We start from the raw sequence: 25,480 nt of genomic DNA, 5'->3' as shown, positions 1-25,480 counted from the left end.
TCACGCCCGCAGCTTGTAGCCCCGGGCGAGCATCGCCAGGGTGAGTGCCGCGAGCAGCACGAAGGATACGCCCACCACCGCCAGACTCAACCACGGCGACACGTCGGACTGGCCGAAGAAGCCGTAGCGGAAGCCGTCGATCATGAAGAAGAAGGGGTTGGCGTGGGAGACGTCCTGCCACAACTGCGGCAGGGAGTGGATGGAGTAGAACACGCCGGAGAGCATGGTCAGCGGCAGGATGAGGAAGTTCTGGAAACCGGCGAGCTGGTCGAACTTGTCCGCCCAGATGCCGGCAATCACCCCCAGCGAGCCGAGGATGGCACCGCCGAGGACGGCGAAGGTGAGAATCCACAGCGGCTGGGCGAAGCTCAGCTCGACGAAGGGCAGCGCCACCAGCAGCACCCCGCAGCCGACGAACAGCCCGCGCGCCACCGCGGCGAGCACGTAGGCGGCGTAGAACTGGTGGTAGGACAGCGGCGGCAGCAGCACGAAGATGATGTTGCCGGTGATCTTGCTCTGGATCAGCGACGACGAGCTGTTGGCAAAGGCGTTCTGCAGCAGCGACATCATCACCAGGCCGGGAACCAGGAAGCTGGTGTAGGCGATGTCGCCATACACGGTGACGTGACGGTCGAGGACGTGGGAGAAGATGAGCAGGAACAGCAGGGCGTTGAGCACCGGCGCCATCACGGTCTGGAAGCTCACCTTCCAGAAGCGCAGCACTTCCTTGTAGAGCAGGGTGCGGAACCCGGTGAAGGGAGACTCATGCACGTTGCATCACCTCCACGAATACCCGCTCCAGATCCGGCTCGCCGAGGCGGATCTCGTGCACGCCGGCCGCCGCCTCGCGCAGGCGCGCAAGCAAGGCTTCAACCTCCGCATAGGCATCGAAGCCGAAGGCCACCCAGCCCTCGCCATCGGCCACCCCGCCGAGTTCGACGCCAGCCTGCGGCCTCTCCAGGCGCACCCGCAGCGAATGGGTGGCGAAGCGCTGCAGCAGGTTGGCAGTGCTATCGAGCGCCACCACGCGACCGGCCTTGAGCATGGCAATGCGCCCGCACAGGGTTTCCGCCTCTTCGAGATAGTGGGTGGTAAGGACAATGGTGTGGCCATCGCGGTTGAGCTTGCGTACGAAAGCCCACAGCCCCTGGCGCAGTTCCACGTCCACGCCGGCGGTGGGTTCATCGAGGACGATCACCGGCGGCCGGTGCACCAGCGCCTGGGCAACCAGCACGCGACGCTTCATGCCACCGGAAAGCGCGCGCATGTTGACGCCGGCCTTGGCGGTGAGATCCAGGCTGGCGAGAATCTCGTCGATCCAGTCGTCGTTGCCGCGAATGCCGAAATAGCCGGACTGGATGCGCAGCAACTCGCGCACACTGAAGAAGGGATCGAAGACCAGCTCCTGCGGTACCACGCCGAGCGCGCGGCGCGCCTTGCGGTAAGCGCTGACGACGTCGTACCCCATCACTTCGAGGGTGCCGCCGTCCGGCCGCACCAGGCCGGCGAGCGCCGAGATCAGCGTGGTCTTGCCGGCACCATTGGGGCCGAGCAGGCCGAAGAACTCGCCCTGGTGGATTTCCAGGTCGACCCCGGCAAGCGCCTGCAGGGCGCCGTAGCGCTTGGTCAGCGCGGCAATGCGGATGGCGGGAATGCTCACGGCAGGATCAGCTTCACGGCTCGCGCTGCAAAAGGGCATCGACCCCATACAGGGCAGCGAGGCTCTCCAGCCCGGCGGGCAGGCCACGCACCCTCAGCGCCCCTCCGGCCGCGCGCTGCCACGCGAACAGCACCGCGAGGGCGGCCGAGTCGGCCTCGTCCACGGCACCGAGATCCACTACCCGTGCGCCCTCATCCAGCGCGCGGCGGCCTTGCTCGAGAATGTCCGCGGCGCTGCGCATGGTCAGTGCGGCGCGCACATGCAGCACGCCATCGCGCACCTCGACCATCAGCTTGCGGCGCCGCTGGCGAGCTCGGCGTTGCGCGCCTCGAGGGAGCGGATCAGCCCGTCGATGCCACCACTGCGGATCTCCTGGGCAAAGGTGCCGCGGTAGTTGGTGACCAGGCTGACACCGGCAACCACGACGTCGAACACCTTCCAGCCATTGTCGCTACGCTCCAGCATGTAATCGATGCCGATCGGCTGGGCCCCGGGTTGCTGCACCTCGGTGCGCACCTGCACGGTGGTGTCGGTGGCCGCCGCGCGCAGCGGGCGGAAGGCGATGGTCTGGTCGCGGTACTGGGTGAGGGCATTGGAGTAGGTACGCACCAGCAGGGTACGGAAGGCCTCCACCAGACGATCCTGCTGCGCAGGGCTGGCCTGGCGCCAGTCGCGCCCCACCGCCAGCATGGTCATGCGACGGAAATTGAAGTGCGGAAGTACCTTTTCATCCACCAGCGCAGCGATACGCGCCGGGTCGCCGTTGCGGATGGCATCATCGGCACGGACGATCTCCAGCACCTCACCGGTTACCGCGCGCACCAGTTCGTCGGGTGCAGGCATCGCGGCCTGAGCACCGCCGAAGATGAACAACAGGCCGAACAGGGAGAGGATCTTCTTCATGGGTTTATCTCTGCGGGGAGACCGGAGCGGCCGCCATGGGTCCGGCAGCGGTGGGGTCGATCAATTCCAGGCGTTCCACGGCAGCGTCCGCGGCTGCGGCGGCAACGCCACCAAGGCGCGGTGCGGCGGCATCGAAATCCTCGTATTCGAGCGGCGGATTGCCGTCATGCACCTTGAAGCGGCGCTGCTGGAGGTAGAAGTCGCGCACGTAGGCGTACTTGTCGAAAGTGCTCTCCTCCAGCGTGCGGTCGGCACCGAGCAGGCCGGCACGCACGTGAGTGAGGCGCAGCGCGGTGAAGCTGTTGCGGGTCCGCACGTGGTCGGCGCGCCAGGCGCTGTCGCCGGCCATGTCGACCGGAGTGGCCGCGGCGTCGCGCACGGTGCGTGGACCGAAGAAGGGCAGCACTACGTAGGCGCCTTCACCGACACCCCACACCGCCAGGGTCTGGCCGAAGTCCTCGTCGTGCTTGGGCAGACCGGCCTCGCTGGCGATGTCGAGCAACCCGAGGAAACCCCAGGTGGAGTTGAACAGGAAACGCATCCAGTCCGAGAAGGCCGCCCCGGGCTTGCCCTGCAACATGTTGTTGAGCCCGATCCAGGGGTCGGCGAGGTTACTGAAGAAATTGCCCACGCCAATCTTCACCGGCTTCGGCGCGACGTGCTCATAGACCTGGGCAGCCGGACGCACGACGGCTTTGTCCAGGCCCTCATTGAAGCTGAACATGGCGCGGTTGTAGCCTTCGAGGGGATCGTCGGGGTTGCGTGGGGTGGACGCACAACCGCCGAGCAGCAGCGCGGCACAGGCGGCCACCGCCAACTGACGCAACTGAATGACCGGTTTTTCGTTCATCTTATTGTTTTCCAGACAGAGTTTGAGCGTTGAGCAAACGCCTGCAGCCGTCATTCGGCGGCACGGTCGAACATGAACTGGCCGATGAGCTTCTCCAGCACCACCGCCGACTGGGTGATCATCACCGTATCGCCCTCGCCCAGCATGTCCACGTCGCCCCCCGGTTCCAGACCGACGTACTGCTCGCCGAGCAGCCCGGAAGTGAGGATGGTGGCAATAGTATCGCGCGGGAACGCATAGCGCGCATCGACGCTGAAGCTCACCACGGCGCGGTAGGTTGCCGGATCGAAGCGGATCTCGGCAACCCGCCCGACCACCACTCCGGCACTCTTCACCGGTGCCCGCACCTTGAGTCCGCCGATGTTGTCGAAGGGCGCCTGCAGCACATAGGTGTTGCTGCTGTTGAAGCCGGAGAAACTGCCCACCTTGAGGGACAGGAATAGCAGCGCCGCGGCGCCGATGACGACGAAGAAGCCGACCCACAGGTCGAGCACGGTACGGCTCATGATTGCCCCCGGAACATGAAGGAAGTGAGGACGAAGTCCAGCGCCAGGATTGCGAGTGCGGAGCTCACCACGGTGCGGGTGATGGCGCGCGAGACGCCCTCGGCGGTGGGCGTGCAGTCATAGCCCTCGAACACCGCGATCAGCGACACCGCGACGCCGAAGACGATGCTCTTGATGACGCCATTCATGACGTCATAGCGAAAATCCACCGCGGCCTGCATCTGCGACCAGAAGGCGCCGTCATCGACACCGATGAACACCACGCCGATCAGCCAGCCACCCAGAATCCCCATCGCGGTGAAGAGCGCAGCCAGCAGGGGCATCGAAACCACCCCACCCCAGAAGCGCGGCGCCACCACGCGTGCGATCGGACTGACGGCCATCATGTCCATTGCCTTGAGCTGCTCGGTGACCTTCATCAGGCCGATCTCGGCGGTAATCGCCGAACCCGCGCGACTGGCAAACAACAGGCCGGCCACCACCGGGCCCAGTTCGCGGGTCAGCGACAGCGCCACCAGCACCCCCAGCGCATCGCTGGAGCCAAAGCGCTGCAGGGTTTCATAGCCTTGCAGACCCAGCACCATGCCGACGAAAAGACCGGACACCAGGATGATCAGCAAGGACAGCACCCCGGCGAAATAGATCTCGCGGATGGTGAGGTGCAAGCGCCGGAAGGACTGGCCGGAATACAGCAGCACAAGCCCGAAGAACCGCGTCGCAAAGCCCAGCCGCCAAACCATGTCCACCGTGCGCGAGCCGACGCGGCGCAAGAACCCGATCACCCCGCTCATGCGCCGACCTCGCCCAGCAGGCTGGCCGCAAGCGACGGCGCCGGGTAATGGAAGGGCACCGGCCCATCGGCCTCGGCATGGACGAACTGATGCACGAAGGGGTCGTCCGAGGCGCGAATCTCGTCGGGCGTGCCGCGCGCGACGATGCGCCCGTCGGAGACGAAATAGACGTAGTCGACGATCTCCAGCGATTCGTGGATGTCGTGGGTGACCATGATCGAACTGGCCCCGAGGGCATCGTTGAGGCGGCGGATGAGCTGACCGATGACGCCCAGCGAGATCGGATCAAGGCCGGCAAAGGGTTCGTCGTACATGATCAGCATCGGATCGAGCGCAATCGCGCGCGCCAGCGCCACCCGCCGCGCCATACCGCCGGAGAGCTCGGCCGGGCTGAGCGCCTCGGCGCCCCGCAGGCCGACGGCGTTGAGCTTCATCAGCACCAGCGCACGCACCAGCTCGGGCGGCAGGTCGGTGTGCTCGCGCAGCGGGAAGGCGACATTGTCGAACACCGACATGTCGGTAAACAGGGCGCCGAACTGGAACAGCATGCCCATGCGCCGCCGCAACCCGTACAGCGCCGCGCGCGAGAGCCCGGCCAGATCCGCGCCATCGACCACCACCTGGCCGGCGGAGGCACGCAACTGGCCGCCGATCAGCCGCAGCAGGGTGGTCTTGCCGCAACCGCTGCCGCCCATGATCGCCACCACCTGGCCGCGCCGCACCGACAGGTCGATGCCGCGCAGGATCTCGCGCTCGCCATAGGCGAAGCGCACGGCGCGCAGATCGACGAGGAAGTCTTGCCGGGCAACGGTCACGGAGCAGAACCTGGGGAAAAATCAAAGGGCGCCAGTTTAGCAGAGCAGTTGTAGCCAACCTGCAACAGCTGTTGTACGGACGCACGCTCGGCCCTCCGCATGGAGCGGCGACGGCGGCGGCGCGAGGGCCTCTGCTATACTTTTCAGCCCAGCACACGGCACCTCACGGCGCCGCCCGCGAGGGTAATTTTTTGCAACCGACCGGCCGATGACCCCTCCCTCCCCAACTCCCGCCCCCCATGCCGGCGCCGCCACGCTCGCCCGCCGTGTGCTGCGCATCGAGGCCGCTGCGGTGGCCGCGCTCGCCGAGCGCGTCGGCGAGGACTTCGAGCGTGCCGTGGCCCTCATCCTGCAGCGCCGCGGTCGGGTCATCGTCACCGGCATCGGCAAGTCCGGCCATGTCGCCCGCAAGCTCGCCGCCACCCTGGCAAGCACCGGCACGCCGGCCTACTTCGTTCACGCCGCCGAAGCCGCGCACGGCGACCTCGGCATGATCACCGCCGATGACGTGGTGATCGCACTGTCGTACTCCGGCACCAGCGAGGAAGTGCTCACCATCGTGCCACTGGTCAAGCGCCAGGGCGCGCGCCTGATCAGCATCACCGGGCGCGCAGATTCGCCGCTGGCTCGAGAGGCCGACATCCACCTCGACGCCGCGGTGAGCGAGGAAGCCTGCCCGCTCAACCTCGCCCCCACGGCCAGCACCACTGCTGCGCTGGCGCTCGGCGACGCACTCGCCGTCGCCCTGCTCGACGCCCGCGGCTTCGGCGCCGAGGACTTTGCGCGCTCCCACCCCGGCGGCGCACTCGGCCGCCGCCTGCTTACCCATGTGCGCGACGTCATGCGCGACGCCACGCGCGTTCCCGCGGTCGGCACCGATGCCAGCCTCACCGACGCGCTGCTGCAGATGAGCCGCGGCGGCATGGGCATGGTCGCGGTGATCGATGCCGAGCGCCGTCCGCTGGGCATCTTCACCGATGGCGACCTGCGCCGCAGCCTGGAGAAAGGCTGCGACGTGCGCAGCGCCCGCCTCGCCGAGGTGATGAGCGCAGCCCCGCGCACCATCTCCCCCGATGCGCTGGCCGCCGAAGCCGCTGAAATGATGGAGCGCCTGCGCATCAGCCAGTTGCTCGCCGTCGATGCCCAGGGCTGCCTCGCCGGCGCCCTCACCACTCACGATCTGATGCAGGCCAAGGTGATCTGATGAACGCCCCGCGCAGCCCTGCTCAGGTCCGCTTGATGGGCTTTGACGTCGACGGCGTGATGACCGACGGCAGCCTTCACTTCACCGCCGCCGGAGAAGAGATCAAGGTCTTCAACAGTCTCGACGGCCATGGCCTGAAGATGCTGCAGGCTGCCGGCATCGAAGTCGCCATCATCAGCGGGCGCAGTTCGCGCGCGCTCGAACTGCGCGCCGCCAACCTCGGCATCAGCGCACTGTTCATGGGCGTGGACGACAAGCGCGCCTGCCTCGACGCCCTCCTCGACGCCCGCGGGCTGTCGCGCAGTGCCGCCGGCTACATGGGCGACGACGTCGTCGACCTGCCCATCCTGCGCGCCTGTGGCTTTGCCGCCACGCCGCAGGACGGCCACAGCTTCGTCCGCCGCCATGTCGATTACGTCGCCCGCCGTACCGGCGGGCGCGGCGCCGTGCGCGAGGTGTGCGACTACATCCTCGCCACCCAGGGTCATCTCGACGCCATGCTGGCGCGCTATCTGGAGTAGCGCCGCAGTGGCCATCCCCGCCCATCGCCTGTACCCCATCCTCGCCCTCACCCTGCTTGCTGCACTGACCCTGTGGCTGGCGCGGGTCAGCGCACCGGAGGATCCCCGCGAGCGCGCCGGCAGCCGCGAGAAGGCCGACTTCATTGCCGAACAGACCCGCCTGACCAGCTTCGACGTCGACGGCAGGATGCGCTACGAGCTGCTCGCCGAACGCATCACCCACTACCCGCAGACCGACGTCACCACCCTGCTGCAGCCACGCCTGGAACAGCGCGCCGACGACGGCGTCCTCTACCTGCAGTCGAAGCATGGCGAACTGCGCCAGCGCGGCGACGAGGTCTGGCTCAGCGGCGACGTACGCGTGCGCCGCATCAACCACGACGACCCGCGGCCGATGACCCTGGTGTCCGAGACCCTCACCCTGTGGCCCGACGAACACCGCGCCCACACCGCCACGCCGGTGGTGATCACCCGCGGCGGCAGCGTTGTGCGCGCCAGGGGCATGACCGCCGACAACATCTTCGGAACCCTTGAGCTGGATGGCAGGGTCTACGCCACCATGCCCAGATAACCCCGGAACCCCCGCCCATGACCTCCCAACTGTGCCGCCGTGCGAGCCTGCTCGCCTGCCTGCTGATCGCCGCCACCCCCGCCTGGGCAGACCGCAGCGACCGCACGCAGCCGGTCGACATCGAAGCCAATCACGTCACAGTAGACGATCGCAGCAAAACCCACGTCTTTGAAGGTGAAGTCATCCTCACCCAGGGCAGCCTGCAGATCCGCGGCGACCGCCTCGTCGTCACCCAGGGGGCGGACGGCTTTCAGACCGGCGTCGCCACCGCCTCCGGCGGCCGCCTGGCAACCTTCCGCCAGCGCCGCGAGGGCACCACCAATGAATATGTCGAGGGCGAAGCCGAGCGCGTCGAATACGACAGCCGTAACGAACGCGTCCGCCTGTTCGTGCGTGCCTACGTGAAGAGTGGCGGCGACGAAGTGCGTGGCCCCTTCATCGAATACAACACCCTCACCGAGAACTACGTCGTCTCCGGCAGCAGTGCGGGCGATCCCGCCAGCGCCAGCGGGCGTGTGCGCGCGGTGATCCAGCCCAAGGGCGGCGACGCCCCCGCCCCCCAGTAAGCCCCTTTTCCAGCAACAGACGGAGAAAGCATGAACTACGAAAACATCGTCGTCGAAACACGTGGCCGCGTGGGCCTCATCACGCTCAACCGGCCGAAGGCGCTGAACGCCCTCAACGACACCCTGGTCGATGAGATCGGCCACGCCCTTGACGGCTTCGAAGCCAGCGAGGACATCGGCGCAGTGGTCATCACCGGCTCCGAGAAGGCCTTTGCCGCCGGCGCCGACATCGGCGCGATGGCCAGCTTTTCCTACATGGACGCCTACAAGGGCGATTACATCACCCGCAACTGGGAGCGCGTGCGCAGCTGCCGCAAGCCGGTGATCGCTGCGGTGGCCGGCTTCGCGCTCGGCGGTGGCTGCGAACTGGCGATGATGTGCGACATGATCATCGCCGCCGACACCGCCAAGTTCGGCCAGCCCGAGGTCAAGCTCGGCATCCTGCCGGGCGCCGGCGGCACCCAGCGTCTGCCGCGCGCCGTGGGCAAGGCCAAGGCCATGGACCTGTGCCTCACCGCTCGCTTCATGGACGCCGAGGAAGCCGAACGCGCCGGCCTGGTATCGCGCGTGGTGCCGGCCGAGAAAGTCCTCGATGAAGCGCTCGCAGCCGCCGAAACCATCGCCGGCTATTCGCTGCCGGTGGTGATGATGATCAAGGAGTCGGTCAACCGCGCCTTCGAGAGCAGCCTCAGCGAAGGGCTGCTGTTCGAGCGCCGGGTCTTCCACTCCGCCTTCGCCCTCGACGACCAGAAGGAAGGCATGGCCGCCTTCGTCGCCAAGCGCAAGCCCGCCTTCAAGCACCGCTGAACGCAGCGCCTGCTGAAAACACAACGGGCGCCCCGCGGGGCGCCCGTTGTGTTTGGACTGTCTGGACTGTTCCTCAGCTCACTGCGCGCGCAGGCGGAACCACAGCGTGTAAGCCCAGCACGCCGCGCAGAAGCCGATGGTCAGGTCGATGAAGGAGAACACCAGCAGCGCTGCCGCCGGGATCATGCCGATCGTGGAACCGGCCAGCCAGGTCCCGAGCATCACCGCACCAGCGATCGCCACCAGCTTGTCGGCGAACATCTTGGCACCGGCATTGACCTTCTTGGTCATTCCCATCTTGCCGGTAGCGGCCGAGAACAGCAGGTAGGAGGGGCACTTGTGCGGCGACACGAAGCCGCGCAGGGCGCCACCGACAGCGAGCACCACGGCCAGCCATTGCCAGGGGGTGAACAGGTAGGCGGCACTGACCGCGAAGGTCACCGCAGCCTGAAAGCGGTAGGCGTTGGAGCACACCGGAGCAATATCGAAACGCAGCATGGCGGGATCCTCAAGAGTGAATTTCGCACAAGTATATAATCATCAACTTATATTCTGCAAGCAGCACCCCCGCCGCAGCCGCATAAATACCATTTGCATTTGTGCGGACACCTCCTATTATTTCTATGTCATCAACAAAGGAGGTCGTCATGAAGCGTTTCCTCTCCGCTCTGCTGCTTTCCGCTGCCTTACTGCCACTGGCCGCCGGCGCCAGCACCCCGATCGACATCAATACCGCGGATGCCACCACCCTGGCGCAGATCAACGGCATCGGCCCAACCAAGGCCCAGGCCATCGTCGACTACCGCAACCAGCACGGTCCGTTCAAGAGCGCGGCCGAACTGGCCCGCGTTCCCGGCATCGGCGAGCGCACCGTCGAACGCATCGAGCCTCAGGTCACAGTCGGCGCACAGCGCCCCACCGCAAACCGACAATAAGGGCGGGGAGACAGCCGGGAGCGGGTCAGACCCCGCGCCCGGCCCCTCATCAGAGCCCTTCTTGCGCTGCGGGAGAGGCTCCCGGCCAGGCGTTCTCCGCCAGCACCGCACTCATCGGCATGCGCTGCGCCCACTCCTCGATCTCCAGCATCGGGCGCGGGTAGTAGGCCTCGACGTGGCCGATGCACAGTATCGCCACCGCCCTCGCCCCCTCCGGCATGGCCAGCAGCTCGGCAAGCCGCAGCGGATCGAACACCGACACCCAGCCCAACCCCAGCCCTTCGGCACGCGCCGCCAGCCACATGTTCTCGATCGCGCAGGCCACCGAGGCAAGATCCATCTCGGGCATCGTGCGGCGCCCGAAGACGTGCGCCTCGCGCCCCTCGGCAAGGGCGACGACGAGCACCTCGGCGGCATCCATCACCCCTTCGACCTTCAGGCGCATGAAAGCCTCCTCGCGCTCGCCGAGCGCACGTGCGGTGGCCAGGCGCTCCTCCTCGACCAGTGCATGCATGCGCGTGCGCAAGGCCTTGTCGGTAATGCGGATGAAGCGCCATGGCTGCATGTAGCCGACGCTGGGCGCATGGTGTGCGGCCCACAACAGACGCTGCAGGACTTCCGGCGCCACCGGAGTGGAAATGAAATGGCGCATGTCGCGCCGTTCGGCAATGGCCCGGTAAACCGCCGCGCGCTCGAGCGCGGAAAATGGTTCCGGTGCTACACCCTGTTCTTGCTTCAAGACTGCTCCTCCATCGTCGTCATCTGCCCGACACCCTTCCCCATACGCTGCCGTACGGAGATAATGCCCACCTTACAATAATGGTACGGGAGCACAGCATGCAGGATCCTCAGGCACTCTACTCCGCCCGGCGCATGACGCCGGCCGATGCCGTGGCACTTATCAAGGACGGTGACGCTGTCGTCGTCCCCACCGGCGTGGGCGAGGCACCGACCCTGCTCCACGCCCTCTCCGAGCGCCGCCACCACCTCCACGACGTCTCGGTGAGCCAGATCCTGCCGCTGCGCAAGTATGCCTACATCGATGCCAGCACCCGCGCCCGCGTCCGCCACGACGCCTATTTCTTCGGCGGCGCCACCCGCCCGGGCGGACACGAGGGCTGGGTGGACTTCGTCCCCGCCTATTTCTCCGAGCTGCCAATGCTCATCGAGCGCGGCCTCACCCCTGCGGACGTAGTGGTCAGCATGGCCTCGCCGATGGACGAACACGGCTACTTCTCCCTCTCCCTCGCTCCCGACTACACCATGGCAGCGGTCGCCAAGGCGCGCGTGGTACTGCTTGAGGTCAATCCGCACGTCCCCTTCGCCAACGGCAACTGCCACGTACACATCTCCCAGGTCAGCGCCGTGGTGGAAAGCGAGGAGGAGCTCTTCGAGGTCGGCCTGCCGGCCATCGGCCCGGTGCAGGAAGCCATCGGCCAGTACGTCGCCGACCTGATCGACGACGGCTCGACGCTGCAGATCGGCTACGGCGGCATCCCCGACGCGGTGGTCCAGCAGCTCAAGCACAAGCACGACCTCGGCATCCACACCGAGATGATCGGCGACGGCATCCTCTCGCTGGTCGAGGCCGGCGCGGTCACCAACCGCCGCAAGACCTTCATGCCCGGCAAGATGGTGGCCACCTTCGCCCTCGGCTCGCGGCGCCTGTACCGCTTCCTGCACCGCAATCCGATGCTCGAGATGCACCCGGTGGATTTCACCAACGACCCATGGATCGCCGCGCGCAACGACAGGCTGTGCGCGATCAACGCCACCCTGCAGATCGACCTGCTCGGCCAGTGCGGCTCGGAAAGCCTCGGCCACCTGCCCTACTCGGGCACCGGCGGACAGGTCGATTTCGTCCGCGCGGCAAACCGCTCCCGCGACGGCAAGGCCTTCATCGTGCTGCCCTCCACCGCCAAGGGCGACAGCATCTCGCGCATCGTGCCGACGCTGTCGCCGGGCACCCATGTGACCACCAGCAAGAACGACATCAACTACGTCGTCACCGAGTTCGGCGTCGCCCAACTGCGCGGCAAGACCGCCAAGCAGCGCGCCGAGGCGCTGATCGCCATCGCCCATCCGGATTTCCGTGGCGAACTGCGCGAAGCCGCGCGCCACCTCAAGCTGGGCTGAGCGCACGGCCGCTCAGGCGGAAAACAGCCGGGCAACGGCCTGCGGGGCGGACGGGAAGTAGAGATGCACGTAGGAGGCGGTGAGACGGCGCAGGCGGTATACCGCCTCGCCCTCGCCGCCGTCCGCACGCAGCGCGCGGACAAACGGCGCCAGTGCGGTTTCCGTGCGCGAGTAGTGGAAGGTATGGCCATTGATGCGCCCTTCGGGGAAGGCCACGCTCTGCATGCCGAGCGCGCACAGGCGCGCCTGCATGATCGCGCGCCCCGGCAACAGGCCGCCGAAGGCATGGTGCCTGCCGCTCTTGTCCACCACCTCGTCGAACAGGCTCATCATCCCGCCACACTCGGCCAGCAGGGGCTTGCCGGCCTCCACATGCGCACGCAGGGCAGCCCACAAGGCCCGGTTGGCGGCCAGCGCCTCACCATGCAACTCCGGATAGCCGCCGGGCAACCACACCGCGTCACAGGCCGGCAGGCCTTCTCCGGCCAGCGGCGAGAAGAAGGCAAGGCGTGCGCCCAGCGCCACGAGGGTGTCGACATTGGCCGGGTAGATGAAGCCATACGCCGCATCGCGCGCCACCGCGACGGTGCGCCCGGCCAGCAGCGCGGGAAGCGCTGCCTGCGCCTGGGCGGGGAAACCCACCGGCTCTGGCAGTTCGCCGGCACCGGTGGCAGCGAGCGCGTCGGCCATGCGATCGAGGCGTTCGAGCAGATCCGCTATCTCGGCGGCCTGCAGCAGGCCGAGATGGCGTTCCGGCAACGCCGCCCCTGCTTCGCGCGGCAGCGCGCCATACCAGCGCATGCCTGCGGGCAGGGCCGCACGCAGCATGTCGGCGTGACGTGTGCTGCCGGTCTGGTTGGCGAGCACGCCGGAAAACGGCAGCCCGGGGCGAAAATGCGCCAGCCCGTAGGCTAGCGCGCCAAAGGTCTGCGCCATCGCCCGCGCGTCGATCACCGCCATCACCGGGATGCCGAAACGGGCGGCGATGTCGGCCCCCGAGGGTTCGCCGTCGAAAAGCCCCATGACGCCCTCGACGAGGATCAGGTCGGCCTCGCCGGCGGCAGCGAAGAGGCGCCAGGCAGCATCTTCGGTCCCGCACATGCCGAGGTCGAGGTTGTACACCGGCGCACCGCTGGCCACCGCATGGATCTGCGGATCGAGAAAATCCGGCCCGCACTTGAACACCCTTACGCGCCGCCCCTGGCGCGCATGCAGGCGCGCCAGGGCGGCGGTCACCGTGGTCTTGCCCTGCCCCGAGGCCGGCGCGGCGACGAAGAGCGCCGGGCAACGCCGCAGCGCGCTCATCGGCGCCTCCCGTCATGCACCACCGTGCAGCCGGCGTGCGGCGCCCCCTGGGCCTCATCCGGCGCCCCAGGGGCAAACCACGCCAGACGCGGATAGAGTCCCACCACGCCGCCGACCACGGTGAGCGCCGGTGGCCGGATGCCGGCGGCGGCAACACGCGCGGCGAGCGATTCGAGATCGCCGACGGCGATGCGCTGGCGGGCGGTGGTGCCGCGTTCGATGACCGCCGCCGGGGTGCCCGCAGGCAGGCCATGCTCGATCAGACGGGCGCATATCTCCGCCAGCCGCGAGATGCCCATGTAGATCACCAGGGTCTGCGCCGGGCGCGCCAGCATCGGCCAGTCCAGCTCCAGTGCGCCATCCTTGAGGAAGCCGGTGGCAAAGACCACCGACTGGGCATGGTCGCGGTGAGTCAGGGGGATGCCGGCGTAGGCGGCAATGCCCGCCGCCGCGGTGACACCCGGCACGACCTCGACGGTGATGCCCGCCGTCACCAGCGCCTCCATCTCTTCGCCGCCGCGGCCGAAGATGAACGGGTCGCCGCCCTTCAGGCGGACCACGCGGCGCCCGCCCTGGGCGAGGCGGATCAGCAGGGCATTGATTTCGTCCTGCGGCAGGGTGTGGTCGGCAGCCTTCTTGCCGACGTAGATGCGCTCGGCCTCCGGCGGCGCGAGATCGACGACGAGCGGGCTGACGAGGTTGTCATAGACCACGGCATCAGCTCCTGCCACCAGGCGCGCGCCGCGCAGGGTGAGCAGTTCGGGGTCCCCGGGGCCGGCACCGACGAGGTAGACATGACCGCACTGGGGACCGGGACGGACCTTGGCAAGTTCGGGCAGGGGCATCACGACTTCTCTCTTTCCACGACCGGCGAGCGGACCGTTGCGGGACGGCGGCAGATCACCGGAGCTTATCCGCCAGTTCGGCAAAACCGGCCACCAGCCCCGTTCCAGGGTGGAAGAAATTCGCCCCGTCGAGGTGGATCACCGGCACCGGCAGCAAGCCGAGCAGGGCATTGCACTGCTCGGCATCCTTGCGATCGAGGGAGAAGACCACTTCCGGGTCGAGTACGTCAACGGCGCTGAGCAGATCCTCGATTTCCTCACCGGGACGGATGTGGCGCAGGCGCGGAGCGCTTTCCACCACCACGAAGCCTGCCGCTGCGAAGGCATCGCCGACGTAATGGCCGCGCCCGAAGGAGTAAGGCATCGCGCTGCACGCCGACAGCACCAGGGCACGTCGCCCCTGGCCGCCGACAGCCGCCGCCGCGGCCTGCCAGTCACGACGCCAGACTGCCAGGCGGGCATCGAGGTCAGCGACAGCGCTGGCCTCGCCGATCCGCCGCAGCATCGCTTCGGCATCGGCCAGTGAAGCAAAACCATCCACCTGCAGCAGGCGCGCGCCCGCAGGCACCACCTTCTGCATGGCTTCGGCGGCCGCCCAGTTGGAGGTCAGCACCAGTTGCGGATCGAGCACGGCAAGCGCCTCCGCATCGGGGTCCATCACCCCACCGGTACGCGGCAGATCGCGCGTGTCGTAGCGCGAGACGCCAACGATGCAGTGACCGCGCGCAAGCCAGTCGAGCGCAGCGGAGATGTAGGGTGACTGGCTGACGATACGCGGACAGTCGGCGGTGGCAAGGCCACTCAGCGCGGCCAGCAGGGCACCGGCAAGAAAGCGTGACAGGACAGGTATCAAGGGTTTCACTCCGGAATGAAGGTGGTGCGCCCGTCGACGTCGAAACGCCGCAACGGATGGCCGAAGGCTTCGCCAAGCAGGCCGGCCTGCAGCACTTCTTCGCGACTGCCGGCGCACACGCCACCGCGGCCGTCGAGCAAGATCACCTGATCGGCGTAACGGGCGGCAAGATTGATGTCGTGCAGCACCATCACCACCCCGCGCCCGGCCGCAGCGAGGCCGCGGATGAGATCGAGGATGGCGATCTGGTAATGCAGGTCGAGGTGATTGGTCGGCTCGTCGAGCAGCAGCAGCTGTGGCGCCTGCGCCAGCAGGGCAGCCACCGCCACGCGCTGGCGCTCTCCCCCGGACAGGGTAAGGACATCGCGCGTCGCCATCGCCCCCAGACCAACGCGTTCCAGCGCCTCGCGGGCGATGCGCTCGTCCTCGGGGCCTTCCCAGCCCCAGCGTCCGAGATGCGGATGGCGGCCGACCAGCACGGTTTCCAGCACCGTGGAGGAGAAGTGGTCCGGCTGCTGCTGGGCGAGCAGCCCGCGAAAGCGCGCCGCCGCGGCCGGCGACCACCCCGCATACGGCAGCCCACCGAGCAGCACGCTGCCGACCGTGGGTTCGCGCAGTCCGGCGAGGGTGTGCAGCAAGGTGGTCTTGCCCGCCCCGTTGGGCCCCAGCAGCACCAGGCATTGCCCGGGCAACAGTTGCAGACTGAATTCGCAGCACAGCCAGCGTTCGCCGACCTGCAGGGCGAGCGCGCGTGCTTCGAGCAAGGGTGCGGCACTCATCGCGGATGCCGGGCGAGCAGGAAGAGGAACACCGGCACGCCGATCAGCGCGGTCAGCACACCGACCGGCAACTGCATCGGTGACACCACCGTGCGCGCCGCGGTGTCGGCAAAGGTGAGCAACGCGCCGCCGGCGAGCATCGAGGCGGGCAGCAGCAGACGCTGATCGTTGCCGATCGCGAAACGCACCAGGTGCGGCACCACCAGGCCGACGAAGCCAACCGAACCGATCAGCGTGACCGACACCGCGGTAAGCAGCGAAGCCAGCACGTAGAGCAGATAGCGCAAACGCCCCACCGCCACCCCCAGCGCCCGTGCGGCCAGTTCGCCGCGTGCGAGCATGTTGAGATCGCGCGCAAAGGGCAGCGCCACGGCCAGCCCGAAGGCCATCACCCCCAGCGCCGGCCATGGATTGCGCGCCCCAGAGGCGTCGCCCATGAGCCAGAACAGCATCGAATGCACGCGGGTATCGGGGGCGATGGCAAGCATCAGCTTGACCACCGCACCGCAGCCGGCGGCCACGATGACCCCGGTGAGCAGCAGGCGCGTCTGCGTCCATGAGCCGTCGCCATGAGCAAGGCTGAATACCAGCAGCATCGCCCCCAGCGCACCGGCAAAGGCCGCCGCATCGACCACCAGCGGAGCCAGGCCAAGCAGCATCGCCCCCAGCGCGCCCACTGCCGCACCGCCGGAGATCCCCAGCACATAAGGGTCGGCAAGCGGATTGCGCAGCAACACCTGCATCAGCGCGCCGGCCATCGCCAGCATGCCGCCGCACACAAACACCGCCACCGCGCGCGGCAGGCGCAACTGGCGCACCACTTCGGCGGCCATGCCCTGCTCGCCACCGAACAGCGCCGCGACCACCTCGGCCGCCGAGATCGCCAGCTCGCCGGCGGACAGCGCCCACACCTGCGCCAGCGCGCCGAGGGCCAGCAGGCCGCCGATCACCAGCCAGGCGCGGCGGCGCCCCGCATGCAGGACGCCGCCGGTGAGCGCGCGCGGCAGGCCGCTCACGAGCCCTCAGCGCGGCGCATAACGCACGCCGACGAAGTAGCTGGCGCCAGGCGTGGCATAGCCGCGGGCAAGCTCGTAGTGCTTGTCGAAGATGTTGTTGGCACGCAGTTCAACCCGCCAGTCAGGATCGATACGGTAGTGTACATAGGCATCGACCAGACCAAAGCCTCCCATGCGCTGGGTATTGGCGGCGTTCTCGTAACGATGTCCCTGTCCGTTGATGTCGACGCCATAGGCCCAGGCACCGGCGCTGTAATCGAGCCGCAGGAAACCGGCCTTCCCGGCGCGACGGACGAGACGCCTGTCGGTGGCTTCGTTGCGTGCATCGAGCCAGTCAGCCCCCAGATGCACGGCGAGCCTGCCAAGACTGACCCGGTATCCCAGTTCCACGCCACGCAGACGCGCCTCATCGACGTTGACCGGCGGCCAGCCACTGATCAGGTCGCGCACCTTGTTGTCGTAGTAGGTCGCCTCCACGGCATGAACGCCACTATCCCAGCGCACACCGACTTCGCGGTTGAGGGCCTCTTCAGGCTTGAGCGCGGCATTGCCGCCGCCGAAGCCGGTGTTCGGGAAGTAAAGCTGGTTGAAGGTGGGCGCGTTGAAGGCGCTCGCCACGCTGGCGCGCACGCTCCACTCGGGACTGAAGCTGTAGCCCCAGGCCAGCAGGCCGGTGGTCTTCGCACCGAACTGGGAGTTGTCGTCACGGCGCACGTTGATCTGCAGGTCATGGGCACCGAGACGCGCCGACCAGCCCAGCAACCAGGCCTTCACGGTGCGCCGATCGACCACGTAGGCAGTGGTACCGTCGACCTCCGCCTTGTTGTAGTCATAGGCGGCCATCAGCCTGCCCACGGGCAGATCGATGTCGTGCTGCCAGGAGAACTGCGTCTGGGTGGTGTAGAACTCCGACGGCGCAGCGGCGGTGGCACGGTTGTCCAGACGGTCGCGGCTGCGTCCGGCGCGCACGGTGCTGCGCCAGCCCTCGGCAAGCTCGTTGATGGCGTACACGCCGAATGAATCCAGACGCTTGTCGAGGTAGGAATTGTAGGTCAGGTTGGTGTCGTACCAGTTGCGCCCTTCGGAACGATAGAGATTGAAGCCCACTTCGTCGCGCTGACGGAGGCCGAGCGCCGCCCCGGCACTGACGAAGCGGTTGCGGAAACCGTCGCGATCGGGGTCATGGACGCCACGCGAACGTGCGTCATAACCACGGGTGCGGTCCTCGCCAAGGCTGAGGTTGTAGCGCAGGCGGTCGACGCCACCGCTGAACGAAGCATTGAGCTGACGCGTGTCCTCGCTGCCATAGCCGGCAAACAGTTCGGGCTTGAATCCTGCGCTGCCCTTGCGGGTGAACACCTGCACCACGCCACCGATGGCCTCGGAGCCATACAGCGCACTGGCCGGCCCACGGAGGATCTCGATGCGTTCGATCATCGCCAGCGGAATGGCCTCCATGGTCGCCTGGCCGCTGGTCGCCGAACCAAGGCGCATGCCATCGACGAGCAACAACACATGGCGGGACTCGGTACCGCGGATGAACAGGCTGGCGTTGGAGCCGGCGCCGCCATTGCTCGCCACGCGCAGCCCCGGGACGGTGCGCAGCACATCGATCAGGGTCGAATGCCCGGCACGCTCGATCTGCTCGCGGTCGATGACCTCGACACTGGCGAGCACCTCGTCGGCGCGCTGCTGCTGGCGGGTGGCGGTCACCACGATGGTCTCGCCGACGGCGTCGGTAGACGCCAGGGCGGCAGAACACGGGAAGGCGGCAGCCACAGCGAGGGCAGCCGCACGGATACGGATGGTCATGGAAATACTCCTTGCGCCACGGCAAGCGTCCCCGCACGCCGCGGCCATCTACGAAAGGATGTGCGCAAGGATGAAGAATGAGCAGGTACACCGCGCCCGACACCGCCACCCCGCGGCACATCCGCCAGTGCGTTCGAGGCCGGTATCCGGGCTCGTGAACCGTGCCGCTGCGGCCGAAGACCGAGGCGGACCGGCGCATCGCCTTCCCGGGCGCGAAGGCCCAGTGGCTGCTTGATGCACCTTGTGCTCACTTACCGTTGCGGGGGCAGCACAGGCATTGCGGCGGAGGTCGCCGCGCACCTGTTTCCCGTTCAACCCCTTGGCGTGGACCGCCGCGGGGCACCTGAAACGCGTTGCACCCTGAACGGGTGCGGGGCGGATAATAGCGCGTTCGCAACCACTTGTGCAGCGCCACAGCGCCGGCCGCAACCCCCTTCATGACCATCGAGCTGATCCTCGGCGGCGCCCGCTCGGGCAAGAGCCGCCATGCCGAAAGGCGCGCGCAGGAATCCGGCGCCGCCGTCACCGTGATCGCCACCGCCGAAGCGCTGGACGAGGAGATGGCCGCGCGCATCCGCCGCCACCAGGCCGACCGCCCGGCCGCCTGGCGCACCGTGGAAGCACCGCGCGCATTGGCCGCCACGCTGCAGCGCGAAGCCGCCGCCGGGCGCTGCCTGATCGTCGATTGCCTCACCCTGTGGCTGACCAACCTGCTCGAAGGCGCCGAACAGCTGCCGCCGGGCGCCGACGCCGGCGCACTGCCGGCCTTGCGCGCCGAACGCGAGGCCCTGCTCGCCACCCTGCCGCAACTGCCCGGCCAGATCATCCTGGTGGCCAACGAGGTCGGCCTCGGTCTGGTGCCGGAGACCCCGCTCGGGCGCCTGTTCCGCGACGAGGCCGGACGGCTCAACCAGCAGGTCGCGCAGCTGGCCGACACCGTCACCTTCGTCGCCGCCGGCCTGCCGCTGGTCCTCAAGCAGGGTTAGACTTGGCGGATATCGCATCCGGGAGACATCCATGGCCCTGCCTGCCGAAACACCCCGCATGAGCACCGAGGAATTCCTTGCCTGGGAAGCCGAACAGCCCGAACGCTGGGAATTCGTCCACGGCGAAGCCTACGCCATGGCCGGCGGCTCGGACGTGCACAACACCATCTGCCTGAACACCGCCTTCGCCCTGCGCAACGCCCTGAGCGGCACACGCTGCAGCGTGTTCATGGGCGACGTGAAACTGCGCATCGCCGCCGACGGCAACATCTTCTACCCCGACGTCTTCGTCACCTGCGCGGAAGCCGACCGCGCCCGCCGCCAGGACAAGGGCGAACCGGCGCTGATCGCCGAGGTGCTGTCGCCGTCCACCGAAGCCTGTGACCGCGGCGACAAGTTCGCCGCCTACCGCCACGCCGCCAGTCTGGGGACGGTGCTCTTCCTCTCCCAGGAGCGCCCCCATGTGGAGTGCTACACGCGCACTCCGGAGGGCCACTGGCTGCTCACCGAAGCCGAGGGCACGGACGCCGCCATCGCCCTGCCGGCACTCGCCATCCACCTGCAACTCGCCGACCTCTACCGCGACCTGCCCGACCAGGAACCCCCTGCTGCATGAACTTCGCCATCCCCACCCCTGATACCGCCCTCACCCCCCGCCTGCAGCACAAGATCGATCACAAGACCAAACCGCCCGGCGCGCTCGGCCGCCTGGAGGCCCTCGCCCTGCAGATCGGCCTGCTGCAAGGCAGTGAAACCCCCGAACTGCGCCAGCCGCACATCATGGTGTTCGCCGGCGACCACGGCGCGGCGCGCGCCGGGGTATCCGCCTTTCCGCAGGATGTCACCTGGCAGATGGTGGAGAACTTCCTCGCCGGCGGTGCGGCGATCAACGTCTTCTGCCGCCAGATGGGGCTGGGCCTGACGGTGATCGACGCCGGGGTGAACCACGACTTCGGCCGCCGTCCGGGCCTGATCGACGCCAAGCTCGGCCCCGGCACCGCCAACTACCTGGAAGCGCCGGCGATGGACGTCGAAACGGTGCGCGCCGCCCTCGCCCGCGGCCGCGAACTGGCCCACGCGCTGGCCGCCAACGGCTGCAACTGCGTGGGCTTCGGCGAGATGGGGATCGGCAACACCGCCTCCGCCTCGCTGCTCACCCACTGCCTCACCGGGCAGGATCTGGCCACCGTCACCGGGCGCGGCACCGGCCTGGACGACGCCGGCCTGGCGCGCAAGCGCGCCCTGCTCGAACAGGCGCTCGCGCGCGGCGACCGCCCGACCGACCCGCTGCAGGTGCTGGCCGAATACGGCGGCTTCGAGATCGCCATGATGGCCGGCGCCATGCTGGGCGCGGCCGAGCGCGGCATGGTGCTGCTGATCGACGGCTTCATCGTCACCGCCGCGCTGCTCGCTGCCCATGCACTCAACCCGGCGCTGCTGCCCTACTGCGTGTTCGCCCACCGCTCGCAGGAAACCGGCCACCGCGTGCAGCTCGCCCACCTCAAGGCCGAGCCGCTGATGGACCTCGACCTGCGCCTGGGCGAAGGGACCGGCGCGGCACTGGCCTTCCCGCTGGTGCAGGCGGCGGTGAACTTCCTCGCCGAGATGGCGAGCTTCGAATCCGCCGGCGTCAGCGACCGCGAAACCTGATCCGGCGGCCATGCGCTACCAGCTCGAACTGTTCCTCACCGCCCTCGGCTTTTTCACCCGCATCCCGGTGCCCGCCTGGGTGCCGTGGTCACCAGAGCGCCTCAACCACGCGGCGCGCTACTTCCCGCTGGTCGGCTGGGTGGTGGGCGGGGTGGGTGCGGGCGCCTTCCTGGCATTGGCGCTGGTGCTGCCGGTGTCGCTGGCGGTGATCCTGTCGATGGCGGTCACCATCCGGCTCACCGGCGCCTTCCACGAGGACGGCTGGGCGGATACCTGCGACGGCCTCGGTGGCGGCTGGGACAAGGCGCAGGTGCTCACCATCATGAAGGACTCGCGCATCGGCAGCTACGGTACCGTGGGCATGGTGCTGATGCTGCTCGCCAAGGCCGCCGCGCTGGTGGAGCTGGCCGCGCACGGCCAGCTCGCTGTGGCCGCCGCGCTGCTCGCCGCGCATCCGCTGTCGCGCCTGGCCTCAACCAGCCTGATCCACTGGCTGCCCTATGTGCGCGAGGACGAAAGCTCGAAATCGAAACCCCTGGCGCGCGCCCTGCGCCCGGGCGAACTGGCCGCCGCCGCGCTGTTCGGTCTCGCCCCGCTCGCGCTGCTGGCGCCGCTCGAGGCACTCGGCGCACTGCTCGCCGTAGCCGCGCTCACCGTGTGGACAGCACGCATCTTCCTGCGCCGCCTCGGCGGCTATACCGGCGACCTGCTCGGCGCCGCCCAGCAGGGCACCGAGCTCGCCTGCTATCTCGGAATTCTCGCAGCATGGAACTACACCTGATCCGCCACCCCAAACCGGACATTCCACCCGGCGTGTGCTACGGCCAGCGCGACATCGGCCTGGCCGAACCCGCCGCCGCAGTCGCCGAACGCCTGCGCCCCTTGCTGCCTGCCGACTACGCGCTGCACGCCAGCCCGCTGATGCGCGCCCGCCTGCTGGCAGACGAACTGGGCGCCGCGCAACTCGACGAGCGGCTGAAGGAAATCCACTTCGGCGACTGGGAAGGCCAGCCCTTCGACAGCCTGGGCAGCGCGCTCGACGGATGGTCGCGCGACCCGCTGGGCTTCCGCGCCCCCGGCGGCGAATCCGCGCGCGAGATGAGCGCCCGCGTGCTGCACTGGCTCGACGCCCTCCTCGCCGCCGCCCCGCCGCAGCCCGTGGTGGTGGTCGCCCACGGTGGCCCGCTGCGCGTCATCGCCGGCCATCTCCTCGGCCTGCCGGCCGAGCGCTGGCTGGGACTGGACTTCGCCTGCGGCCAGGTCACCCGGCTGGACGTGGAAAGCTGGGGCGCAGTGCTGAAGTGGTTCAACCGGTAGGCGCAAGCGCTTGAATCCCACCGTGACCGAGCTACACTGTATTACAACGTAGCCAGACAGAGCCTTCGCCATGTCCGTGACCAGCATCCGCCTGAAGGAAGAGCTCGAAGCCCCTCTGGACGAGCTCTCCTCCCGCCTGCAACGCAGCCGCAACTGGCTGATCAACAAGGCGGTTGAGGACTTCATCGTTCGCGAAACGGAAGCCCAGGCCCGCTGGCTGGACACCCTGCCGGCGCTCGAATCCGTGCGCAGCGGGCAAACGGTGGCGGGCGAAGAGATCCACGCCTGGCTGCGCAGCTGGGGCTGCACGAACGAAAAGCCTGCCCCCTGACCGGGCTCCATGCGCATCCGCTATACCCGCGAGGCGATTCAGGATCTCCAGCGCCTGCGCGCCTTCATCGCCCAACACGACCCGCAAGCGGCGGCCCGCGCAGCCACCGATCTGGTGCGCCGGATCGAAGCACTGGCAGCCCATCCCCGCCTTGGCCGCCCGGTCGAACAGGCCCCTGCCCCGGACGTGTTGCGCGACCTGATCACCCCCCATCACGTCATCCGCTACCTGCTGCATGACGACACGCTTCACATCCTTCGCCTCTGGCATCAGCGCGAAAACCTGCCTGGCGGCATCTGAGCACAAACGCTGACCGATGCGCCGGCCCGCCTTCATGGGATAATTACCGACTTTCCATCCACAGGCTGCCGCACGCCTCATGCTGCCTCCCCTGCCCGATTTTTCCACCGGCCGCGTCGTCGTGGTCGGCGACGTGATGCTGGACCGCTACTGGCACGGCTCCACCAACCGCATCTCGCCCGAGGCCCCGGTGCCGGTGGTGAAGGTCGAGAACGACGAATTCCGTGCCGGCGGCGCCGGCAACGTGGCGCTCAACGCCGCCTCGCTGGGCGGGCGCGCCGAACTGGTCGGCCTGGTCGGGCGCGACGAGGCCGGCCGCCTGCTGCGCGAGAAGCTGGAAGCCGGCGGCGTCGCCTGCCGCCTGCTGGAAGCGCCGCAGCACCCCACCATCACCAAGCTGCGCATCATCAGCCGCCACCAGCAGCTGATCCGCCTGGATTTCGAGGACAACTTTGCGGTGCTCGAATCGGCCGGCATCGAGCAGGCTTTCGAGGCCGCACTGCCGGGTGGCGGCGCGGTGGTGCTCTCGGACTACGGCAAGGGCACGCTGGCCCAGGTCGGCAGCCTGATCCGGGTGGCGCGCGAACAGGACGTGGCGGTAGTGGTCGACCCGAAAGGCACGGATTTCGGCCGCTACTGCGGCGCCACGGTGATCACTCCGAACATGAGCGAGTTCGAGGCGGTGGTCGGCCACTGCGCCTCCGAGGCCCTCCTGCGCGAGCGCGGCGAGGCGCTGCGCGAAGCGCTGGACCTGGAAGCGCTGCTGGTGACCCGCTCCGAGCGCGGCATGACGCTGCTGCAGCGCAATCAGCCGCCGCTCGACCTGCCCACCCGCGCGCGCGACGTGTTCGACGTCACCGGCGCGGGCGACACCGTGGTCGCGGTGCTGGGCGCCGGCCTGGCCTGCGGCCTGTCGCTGGCCGACGCCACTGCGCTGGCCAACCTCGCCGCCGGGGTGGTGGTGGGCAAGCTGGGCACCGCCACGGTGAGCATGGAAGAACTGCGCGCGGCGGCGCGCGCCATCGAATCGAACGGAGAACAGGCATGATCATCGTCACCGGCGGCGCCGGCTTCATCGGCAGCAACATCGTTCAGGCGCTCAACGCGCGCGGCATCCGCGACATCCTGGTGGTGGACGACCTCTCCGACGGGCGCAAGTGCCTGAACCTGTCGGACGCCGACATCGCCGACTACCTGGACAAGGACGACTTCCTCGCCCGCATCAAGGCCGGCGAATCCTTCGGCAAGGTCGAGGCGGTGTTCCACGAAGGCGCCTGCTCCTCCACCACCGAGTGGGACGGCCGCTTCGTCATGAGCGTGAACTACGAATACACCAAGGCCCTGCTGGCCTGGTGCGTGGCGCAGGACGTGCGGCTTATCTACGCCTCCTCCGCCTCGGTGTATGGCATGGGCCCGGTGTTCCGCGAAGCGCGCGAGCACGAGCACCCGCTCAACATGTACGCCTACTCCAAGTTCCTCTTCGACTGCCACCTGCGCCCGCAGCTGGGCAAGTTGCCGGTCCAGGTCGCCGGGCTGCGCTACTTCAACGTCTACGGCCCGCGCGAACAGCACAAGGGCAGCATGGCCAGCGTGGCCTGGCACTTCAACGGCCAGCTGCGCGACGCCGGCCGGGTGCGCCTGTTCGAAGGCTCCGACGGCTACGGCCCGGGCGAGCAGCGGCGCGACTTCATCCATGTGGACGACGTGGTGGCGGTGAACCTGTGGCTGCTCGACAACCCGCAGGTCTCGGGCATCTTCAACGTCGGCACCGGCCGCGCGCAGAGCTTCAACGACGTGGCGCACGCGGCCATCAAGTGGTTCCGCGCACAGGGCAGCGAAACAAAGGAGCGCGGCGGCATCGACTACATCGCCTTCCCCGACCACCTCAAGGGGCGCTACCAGAGCTTCACCGAAGCCGACATGAGCGCGCTGCGCGCCGCCGGCTACGACCGCCCCTTCCTCAGCGTGGAAGAAGGCGTGCCGCGCTACCTCGACTGGCTGGCCGAGCGCGGGCTGTGACC

Annotated in this window: 33 protein-coding genes and 1 riboswitch; of the genes, 16 read left to right on the top strand and 17 right to left on the bottom strand. The window is 68.2% G+C overall.

Annotation, left to right across the window (positions count from 1 at the left end; genetic code table 11):
• From C8261_RS07755 to C8261_RS07720, 8 genes are read right to left on the bottom strand one after another with little or no spacing between them, the layout of a single operon-like run.
• Nucleotides 1-771 (bottom strand): ABC transporter permease, encoded by a 771-nt coding sequence (locus C8261_RS07755; protein ID WP_107493098.1) that lies wholly within the window; start codon nucleotides 769-771, stop codon nucleotides 1-3.
• Nucleotides 764-1,660, bottom strand: a complete 897-nt coding sequence (locus tag C8261_RS07750) for an ABC transporter ATP-binding protein (protein ID WP_107493097.1) — start codon at nucleotides 1,658-1,660, stop codon at nucleotides 764-766. The genes C8261_RS07755 and C8261_RS07750 overlap by 8 nt, the downstream gene beginning before the upstream one ends.
• 13 nt (nucleotides 1,661-1,673) lie before the next feature.
• Nucleotides 1,674-1,949, bottom strand: a complete 276-nt coding sequence (locus tag C8261_RS07745) for an STAS domain-containing protein (RefSeq protein WP_107493096.1) — start codon at nucleotides 1,947-1,949, stop codon at nucleotides 1,674-1,676.
• Nucleotides 1,949-2,563, bottom strand: coding sequence for an MlaC/ttg2D family ABC transporter substrate-binding protein (locus tag C8261_RS07740; RefSeq protein ID WP_107493095.1), 615 nt, complete (start codon nucleotides 2,561-2,563; stop codon nucleotides 1,949-1,951). Before C8261_RS07740 ends, C8261_RS07745 begins: the two co-directional genes overlap by 1 nt.
• 4 nt (nucleotides 2,564-2,567) lie before the next feature.
• Nucleotides 2,568-3,413: an MlaA family lipoprotein gene (locus tag C8261_RS07735; RefSeq protein ID WP_107493094.1), complete on the bottom strand. Its 846-nt coding sequence runs from the start codon at nucleotides 3,411-3,413 to the stop codon at nucleotides 2,568-2,570.
• 50 nt (nucleotides 3,414-3,463) lie between these two features.
• A complete protein-coding gene (mlaD, locus tag C8261_RS07730) occupies nucleotides 3,464-3,919 on the bottom strand; it encodes an outer membrane lipid asymmetry maintenance protein MlaD (RefSeq protein WP_107493093.1) in 456 nt (151 codons plus the stop codon).
• Nucleotides 3,916-4,710 (bottom strand): lipid asymmetry maintenance ABC transporter permease subunit MlaE, encoded by a 795-nt coding sequence (mlaE, locus tag C8261_RS07725; protein ID WP_107493092.1) that lies wholly within the window; start codon nucleotides 4,708-4,710, stop codon nucleotides 3,916-3,918. The genes mlaD and mlaE overlap by 4 nt, the downstream gene beginning before the upstream one ends.
• Complete coding sequence (locus C8261_RS07720) at nucleotides 4,707-5,525, bottom strand: ABC transporter ATP-binding protein (protein ID WP_107493091.1); 819 nt, start codon at nucleotides 5,523-5,525, stop codon at nucleotides 4,707-4,709. The genes mlaE and C8261_RS07720 overlap by 4 nt, the downstream gene beginning before the upstream one ends.
• A 208-nt stretch (nucleotides 5,526-5,733) precedes the next feature.
• On the opposite strand from C8261_RS07720, the gene C8261_RS07715 reads away from it, so the two are divergent.
• From C8261_RS07715 to C8261_RS07695, 5 genes are read left to right on the top strand one after another with little or no spacing between them, the layout of a single operon-like run.
• Nucleotides 5,734-6,729: a KpsF/GutQ family sugar-phosphate isomerase gene (locus tag C8261_RS07715; protein ID WP_107493090.1), complete on the top strand. Its 996-nt coding sequence runs from the start codon at nucleotides 5,734-5,736 to the stop codon at nucleotides 6,727-6,729.
• On the top strand, nucleotides 6,729-7,250 hold the full coding sequence (locus C8261_RS07710; protein WP_107493089.1) for a KdsC family phosphatase: 522 nt from the start codon (nucleotides 6,729-6,731) through the stop codon (nucleotides 7,248-7,250). Before C8261_RS07715 ends, C8261_RS07710 begins: the two co-directional genes overlap by 1 nt.
• 7 nt (nucleotides 7,251-7,257) lie before the next feature.
• A complete protein-coding gene (lptC, locus tag C8261_RS07705) occupies nucleotides 7,258-7,821 on the top strand; it encodes an LPS export ABC transporter periplasmic protein LptC (RefSeq protein WP_235864867.1) in 564 nt (187 codons plus the stop codon).
• A gap of 17 nt (nucleotides 7,822-7,838) precedes the next feature.
• Entirely contained in the window at nucleotides 7,839-8,387 is a 549-nt protein-coding gene (gene lptA / locus C8261_RS07700) for a lipopolysaccharide transport periplasmic protein LptA (RefSeq protein WP_107493087.1), read from the top strand.
• A 30-nt stretch (nucleotides 8,388-8,417) separates the two neighbouring features.
• Nucleotides 8,418-9,194 (top strand): enoyl-CoA hydratase, encoded by a 777-nt coding sequence (locus tag C8261_RS07695; RefSeq protein ID WP_107493086.1) that lies wholly within the window; start codon nucleotides 8,418-8,420, stop codon nucleotides 9,192-9,194.
• 78 nt (nucleotides 9,195-9,272) lie between these two features.
• Here C8261_RS07695 and C8261_RS07690 read toward each other — a convergent pair whose 3' ends face one another.
• Together C8261_RS07690 and C8261_RS17305 are read right to left on the bottom strand one after the other, a co-directional pair.
• Nucleotides 9,273-9,692, bottom strand: a complete 420-nt coding sequence (locus C8261_RS07690) for a DUF4395 family protein (protein ID WP_107493085.1) — start codon at nucleotides 9,690-9,692, stop codon at nucleotides 9,273-9,275.
• A 10-nt stretch (nucleotides 9,693-9,702) separates the two neighbouring features.
• Nucleotides 9,703-9,843: a hypothetical protein gene (locus C8261_RS17305; protein WP_181358895.1), complete on the bottom strand. Its 141-nt coding sequence runs from the start codon at nucleotides 9,841-9,843 to the stop codon at nucleotides 9,703-9,705.
• On the opposite strand from C8261_RS17305, the gene C8261_RS07685 reads away from it, so the two are divergent.
• Nucleotides 9,842-10,129, top strand: coding sequence for a ComEA family DNA-binding protein (locus C8261_RS07685; protein WP_219905161.1), 288 nt, complete (start codon nucleotides 9,842-9,844; stop codon nucleotides 10,127-10,129). The genes C8261_RS17305 and C8261_RS07685 overlap by 2 nt on opposite strands.
• Nucleotides 10,130-10,178: 49 nt before the next feature.
• Here the strand turns inward: C8261_RS07685 and bluB are convergent, their stop codons facing one another.
• Nucleotides 10,179-10,868, bottom strand: coding sequence for a 5,6-dimethylbenzimidazole synthase (gene bluB, locus C8261_RS07680; RefSeq protein WP_107493083.1), 690 nt, complete (start codon nucleotides 10,866-10,868; stop codon nucleotides 10,179-10,181).
• Between the two features lie 98 nt (nucleotides 10,869-10,966).
• On the opposite strand from bluB, the gene C8261_RS07675 reads away from it, so the two are divergent.
• Entirely contained in the window at nucleotides 10,967-12,265 is a 1,299-nt protein-coding gene (locus C8261_RS07675; RefSeq protein WP_107493262.1) for an acetyl-CoA hydrolase/transferase family protein, read from the top strand.
• A gap of 12 nt (nucleotides 12,266-12,277) precedes the next feature.
• On the opposite strand, the gene C8261_RS07670 is transcribed toward C8261_RS07675, so the two are convergent.
• The 6 genes from C8261_RS07670 to C8261_RS07645 form a co-directional block, all read right to left on the bottom strand.
• Nucleotides 12,278-13,570, bottom strand: coding sequence for a cobyrinate a,c-diamide synthase (locus C8261_RS07670; protein ID WP_107493082.1), 1,293 nt, complete (start codon nucleotides 13,568-13,570; stop codon nucleotides 12,278-12,280).
• A complete protein-coding gene (gene cobA, locus C8261_RS07665; protein ID WP_107493081.1) occupies nucleotides 13,567-14,415 on the bottom strand; it encodes a uroporphyrinogen-III C-methyltransferase in 849 nt (282 codons plus the stop codon). Before cobA ends, C8261_RS07670 begins: the two co-directional genes overlap by 4 nt.
• Nucleotides 14,416-14,470: 55 nt before the next feature.
• Nucleotides 14,471-15,277 (bottom strand): ABC transporter substrate-binding protein, encoded by an 807-nt coding sequence (locus tag C8261_RS07660; protein WP_181358881.1) that lies wholly within the window; start codon nucleotides 15,275-15,277, stop codon nucleotides 14,471-14,473.
• On the bottom strand, nucleotides 15,274-16,047 hold the full coding sequence (locus C8261_RS07655; RefSeq protein ID WP_107493079.1) for an ABC transporter ATP-binding protein: 774 nt from the start codon (nucleotides 16,045-16,047) through the stop codon (nucleotides 15,274-15,276). The genes C8261_RS07660 and C8261_RS07655 overlap by 4 nt, the downstream gene beginning before the upstream one ends.
• Nucleotides 16,044-16,997 carry a FecCD family ABC transporter permease gene (locus C8261_RS07650; protein ID WP_408003211.1) on the bottom strand — a complete coding sequence of 318 codons (954 nt, stop codon included), beginning with the start codon at nucleotides 16,995-16,997 and terminating at the stop codon, nucleotides 16,044-16,046. The genes C8261_RS07655 and C8261_RS07650 overlap by 4 nt, the downstream gene beginning before the upstream one ends.
• Before the next feature lie 72 nt (nucleotides 16,998-17,069).
• Complete coding sequence (locus C8261_RS07645) at nucleotides 17,070-18,875, bottom strand: TonB-dependent receptor domain-containing protein (protein WP_181358880.1); 1,806 nt, start codon at nucleotides 18,873-18,875, stop codon at nucleotides 17,070-17,072.
• Between the two features lie 120 nt (nucleotides 18,876-18,995).
• A riboswitch (cobalamin riboswitch) is annotated at nucleotides 18,996-19,237 on the bottom strand.
• A 75-nt stretch (nucleotides 19,238-19,312) separates the two neighbouring features.
• Between C8261_RS07645 and cobU the strand changes: the two genes are divergently transcribed.
• From cobU to rfaD, 9 genes are all read left to right on the top strand, one after another.
• On the top strand, nucleotides 19,313-19,861 hold the full coding sequence (gene cobU, locus C8261_RS07640; protein ID WP_107493078.1) for a bifunctional adenosylcobinamide kinase/adenosylcobinamide-phosphate guanylyltransferase: 549 nt from the start codon (nucleotides 19,313-19,315) through the stop codon (nucleotides 19,859-19,861).
• 31 nt (nucleotides 19,862-19,892) lie between these two features.
• Nucleotides 19,893-20,477: a Uma2 family endonuclease gene (locus tag C8261_RS07635; RefSeq protein ID WP_107493077.1), complete on the top strand. Its 585-nt coding sequence runs from the start codon at nucleotides 19,893-19,895 to the stop codon at nucleotides 20,475-20,477.
• Complete coding sequence (gene cobT, locus C8261_RS07630; protein WP_107493076.1) at nucleotides 20,474-21,511, top strand: nicotinate-nucleotide--dimethylbenzimidazole phosphoribosyltransferase; 1,038 nt, start codon at nucleotides 20,474-20,476, stop codon at nucleotides 21,509-21,511. The genes C8261_RS07635 and cobT overlap by 4 nt, the downstream gene beginning before the upstream one ends.
• Before the next feature lie 10 nt (nucleotides 21,512-21,521).
• Nucleotides 21,522-22,292: an adenosylcobinamide-GDP ribazoletransferase gene (locus C8261_RS07625; RefSeq protein WP_107493075.1), complete on the top strand. Its 771-nt coding sequence runs from the start codon at nucleotides 21,522-21,524 to the stop codon at nucleotides 22,290-22,292.
• Nucleotides 22,277-22,828, top strand: coding sequence for an alpha-ribazole phosphatase family protein (gene cobC, locus C8261_RS07620; RefSeq protein ID WP_107493074.1), 552 nt, complete (start codon nucleotides 22,277-22,279; stop codon nucleotides 22,826-22,828). The genes C8261_RS07625 and cobC overlap by 16 nt, the downstream gene beginning before the upstream one ends.
• Nucleotides 22,829-22,898: 70 nt before the next feature.
• Entirely contained in the window at nucleotides 22,899-23,159 is a 261-nt protein-coding gene (locus C8261_RS07615) for a CopG family ribbon-helix-helix protein (protein ID WP_107493073.1), read from the top strand.
• A 9-nt stretch (nucleotides 23,160-23,168) separates the two neighbouring features.
• Nucleotides 23,169-23,459 (top strand): type II toxin-antitoxin system RelE/ParE family toxin, encoded by a 291-nt coding sequence (locus C8261_RS07610; protein ID WP_107493072.1) that lies wholly within the window; start codon nucleotides 23,169-23,171, stop codon nucleotides 23,457-23,459.
• Between the two features lie 79 nt (nucleotides 23,460-23,538).
• On the top strand, nucleotides 23,539-24,507 hold the full coding sequence (gene rfaE1 / locus C8261_RS07605) for a D-glycero-beta-D-manno-heptose-7-phosphate kinase (protein WP_107493071.1): 969 nt from the start codon (nucleotides 23,539-23,541) through the stop codon (nucleotides 24,505-24,507).
• Nucleotides 24,504-25,478 carry an ADP-glyceromanno-heptose 6-epimerase gene (gene rfaD / locus C8261_RS07600; protein ID WP_107493070.1) on the top strand — a complete coding sequence of 325 codons (975 nt, stop codon included), beginning with the start codon at nucleotides 24,504-24,506 and terminating at the stop codon, nucleotides 25,476-25,478. The genes rfaE1 and rfaD overlap by 4 nt, the downstream gene beginning before the upstream one ends.
• Nucleotides 25,479-25,480: the final 2 nt, after the last annotated feature.

The organism is Pseudothauera lacus (assembly GCF_003034845.1).
In the GTDB taxonomy this organism is placed as follows: Bacteria; Pseudomonadota; Gammaproteobacteria; order Burkholderiales; family Rhodocyclaceae; genus Pseudothauera; species Pseudothauera lacus.
The sequence above is the reverse complement of the archived record's forward strand: the minus strand, read 5'-3'. Positions and strand labels throughout refer to the sequence as shown.